Genomic DNA, 4,144 nt, shown 5'->3' with positions numbered 1-4,144 from the left:
ATTCGATGAACATCATGACAAAATAAGCCATAAAACGATTGAAAGATCGAGACCCGATTTAATAAAAGACTGGGTTCTTGCCCGGTCTTTACTGCTTTCAAGGAATTTTGTTCAAATCAAAGAGGTTCCGGTGCCAGTATTGGCTTCCTCTACTTCAACCACTTCGGCGCAACTCACCTCTGGAAGAGATGCAACTCCTGAGAAAGCAAAAAGAGCAGTAAGTGTAACAAGACAGCCAAAAAACCTGAAGTCAGGTATCCGACCATCAACAGAACCCTTCCAGGAACGAATACATATCCAGCATTTATTACAACTGGATGACAATATTATTCGGGAAGTCAGATCCATTCAGCAAGACCCGGAAAAGTTTTTGCGTCAGGTAGAAAAGCACATCACTGCATTCAGAAAGGTTTTATTAAAAAATAGCGAACATCCAACAAATGACCTGGGAATGGGTTATTACTACTTTTTGAAGGCACTGGCCATGTTGGAAGCCAAAATGTCAGATGATGACAAAACCATTGAGTTATCCTTTAGCCCGGTAGTCAAACTCAACGCTAAAAAGATAAAAGAGACGATTTTATCGTCTCGAAATTATTACTTCCCTTATGCCGCGATGCTCTTGCTTTTTTTTGAACATAGTATGGAAGAAAAATCTAATATCATAATTAATGCCAATTTATCTGCATTCTCCGGAGTGTCACAGTCTATTGAGGTTTTATTAGAATCGGACTCAAATCAAACGGTTCTGGCCGGAATATTCCTCAAGTGGCTGATGCTGATTCCAAAGCCTTTCGAACTGAAACTGGCCTTTGATAAAGACACTTACCTGAAAAACCCGAAAAGCAATATTCCGGGTAGGGTAACACCTTCCATACATCTACTCAGAGAGTTTCTGGAGCAGCTTCCGGTAAAAGGCTCTGATGGCGCAGTTGATGTTGTTTTAAATCAAATGGACCAGAAATTTACAAATACCCAGCATCTGCCAAACGAACAACATGGACAAACAGCAGTGACAGCGAATGCGCGAGCAGCTCCGTTAGGCAAAACGGCAGTGACTGAGGCGGCTTTAAAGGCAGCGAAAGAGGCTAGGGCTCTGGCATCGACATCCTTAGAGATAGCAACGGTATCAACGACAGCAGTAGCGTTAGTGACAGCGGCAGCGGAAACTGAACAAGCAGAGTTAACAGCAGCATCAATGGAAGCGGTAGAGGAAGCGTTAGATATAGCTGCGACAAAATCGAAAGCGACAAAAACAGCGATAGCAGCTGCAAACCGGGCAATAGAAACGATACTGGAAGAGGAAGAGCAAGAGCAAGCGCAAGCGGCAAAGAATGCGAAAGCAAATTTAAAATTGATACTGTACTTCGCTACTGGTCGATCAGAATTGATAGATTCTGATTGCACGGATTTATCCGTGTACATTATTAACTTATCTATATTAGGCTTTGAATCCTCTTCAGAGATTTCCATATTTCTGAAAGAGACTCAGAAGGAGCTCTATGAAGATATTAATCCTGAGAATCGGGCAATTGCTGATGTTATAGAACTCGCTTTTCATCTGGTTGATACTGAATCAGAAGTCCAGCCCGTTCTTCCTCATCTTAAAGCCCTTCCCTTCTCTATCCAAGCCCGCTTAACCGCGCTTCATTTTGGTCATGACTTACAACTTCTGACAAAACTGATTGGTTTACTTCCTGAACAGGTTTCCAAGGACACCACAACGTATTGGCATAACACTCTTTTAATGGCTCACCGGTATATTATCACGCTCATCGGTGGAAATGCAGAAATGGCAAAAAAACTCCAGAGTGATTCAGCTGGTTGGAAAAAATTAGACAAATGGTTTCAGCTCTTTGTATGGCATAAGCCAGTCAAGTTCAACACTATTGCACGTAATTTGGACTCACAACTCTTAGACTATGCTGTCTTTCACAGTGACAACTTGAAAAAATTCGAAGTTGGAGAAGAAATTAATTTTTTTCTTGCTATTGAGCAAGCCAAAAGAGCTGGCTATCAAAAGTTAAAACAACGGTTAAACCAATATGACAAACAAATGGATTCTCAATCATTACAAATGTCAGGCTGGCTTCATTGTCTGGCTGGATTGACGCTTCTGGAGGCGAGAATAAGACCTGACTTCCAGCAGGTAGTATTAACCGGTCACAAAAGAGTTCTGGCCAGTGCCCATGATCATTTCAGGAAAGCACGTCAGCTCGGCTTCCCTTATGGTGGTTATCTGGAATCACTGGTGTTAATGCGGCTTGCCAACCACTATCAGTATAATCAGGATGAGACACCTGATGTCTCGCAAACAGAATCGACCTATATGCCTATGCCTGTTATTGAATACACATCGCCCAAAAAACCAAAGGAAAAGATCTTTATTGAAGCGGGTAAGATTGTTACAGAAATTTTACCCGGGCTGATAGCAAGCTCTGTATTGGGTGCCCGTTTTGCCGCTGAAGCAGCCATCAGAGTCTTTACTGATGAACGGTTTAATCTTCTGTATATACCTCAGGCTGGTTGGCCAGCACTGATTGCAAAGCATTTTTTGATTACCCCCGTTAACTATAACATCCAATTTTTGTTCAGCAATGATGGCCCTGAAGTTGAAGAAGCGTTATTTCCCAGGATAAGTGATCCAGACAGTATTGAGAGAATACTTCTGAAACCACTGGAAAAAACAAGGCATTTTTCCATCAAAAAAAGACCAAAACAATATGGTATTTGCCTCGACAATGAAATCAAAAGTAGTGACAGGCCAGAAAACATTAAAAAGTATTTAAGCCTTGTCAAGGCTTTCGTATTGGATACGTCAGAGGTGCTGGACACATCATCCGGGGCAACTGCTTCTGATATTGAACAACTATCAGGGAATACTGCAAGCTACGAGCTAAGCCGGATGGACTATACAAAATCGTTGGAAGTGCTGCAGGCAACACCACAACCTGAAACCGGTTTTGATGAATTCGTTTATAACCTTCCACGACTGGAATCTCACCAAAATTATGAGGCTATAAGCAATGCTCTTTTGAAGAAACATCGCACAAAGTCAGCCATCGTTCACTATTATTTATGGGCTTACGAAACGCTCAATAATAACTATGACAGCGAGCGGGATCTTTTCTGGGATGAGATAATGACCAAGAAGATTGAAGAGAATGAGCCACTGAAAAGTACTTTTTTGGCACTTCTGGCAATTACTGATCTAACGGTTATGTACGATGATAACCGGGAGGCAATGAACAACGCATTCAAAAAGTACAATGTAAATCTTGCTCACTGGCTGGCCTTTTTTCACTCGATCTCAACCACTCCTGCCCTTATTTTGGGAGAGTCACAGAAATCAGATTTTCATTTAATGCATTTTGAAGAACAAAAAAAAATATTAAAGTCATTAAATAACTGATCCTACTGAATCGAACATTTCTGGCTTATTGGACTGGCACTTAAGAGTACAAGGAAGGCCATATGCATAAATTGAAGGATTGAGATTGGTTTACGCGCAGTATTTTTCCACAAACTGCACCCACCTTGAAACCAGGTAAATGGGTGTTCGATAACCCACTACTGAGGGATTTAACAGCAAAAATCACACAACCCTGAAATCAATAAGGTGACTAAGCCATTAATTACCGACATCCACCACCTGGTCTGACATCAACCTATTTACTCCTGATCGGTATGATGAGTGTCACAGGCTAAAAACTATTCGTCAAACGACACACAGAGCCTTTCTTGCTACATCCTGAGCCCACTGCTATTTTTCCTCAGGTTCCATAAAGATCAGAACAATTCAATCAATCAGTATAAATAAAAATCGTTATTTAACAGGTTAAAACTGATTAACAAATTATATTTCTCAAATGGGTTCTACGGCAACTCTATGCTTGTTTGTCACAGAAGACTGTTAAAATTTCTCTTTTTAACGCTGCTATTCATGATTGCAATGAAGGTACAAACAGGCCACGCCGCCAGCTACCAGGATGGCCCCCGGAGTGAGGCAGATTACAACGCACCAGAAATCCGCTTTATGGGTATCTACGCCGGGTTTAAAAGCAATAATTTCCACCTGAAGCTGGGTAACCATTACCATGTACTACACGACGTTGGTACACCCGAAAAGTTATCCCTTTTTTTC

Annotated in this window: 2 protein-coding genes; both read left to right on the top strand. The window is 41.4% G+C overall.

What is annotated here, in order from left to right; all coding sequences use genetic code 11:
* Positions 1–370: 370 nt before the first annotated feature.
* Positions 371–3,412, top strand: a complete 3,042-nt coding sequence (locus KBW69_RS23125; protein WP_257282483.1) for a hypothetical protein — start codon at positions 371–373, stop codon at positions 3,410–3,412.
* 540 nt (positions 3,413–3,952) lie between these two features.
* On the top strand, positions 3,953–4,144 hold a 192-nt coding region (locus KBW69_RS23120; protein WP_257282482.1), incomplete at its 3' end, for a hypothetical protein.

Source organism: Endozoicomonas sp. ISHI1, from assembly GCF_024606225.1.
Classification (GTDB): Bacteria; Pseudomonadota; Gammaproteobacteria; order Pseudomonadales; family Endozoicomonadaceae; genus Endozoicomonas_A.
Note: the sequence above shows the minus strand (reverse complement) of the source record. Positions and strands in the feature narration are given on the sequence as shown.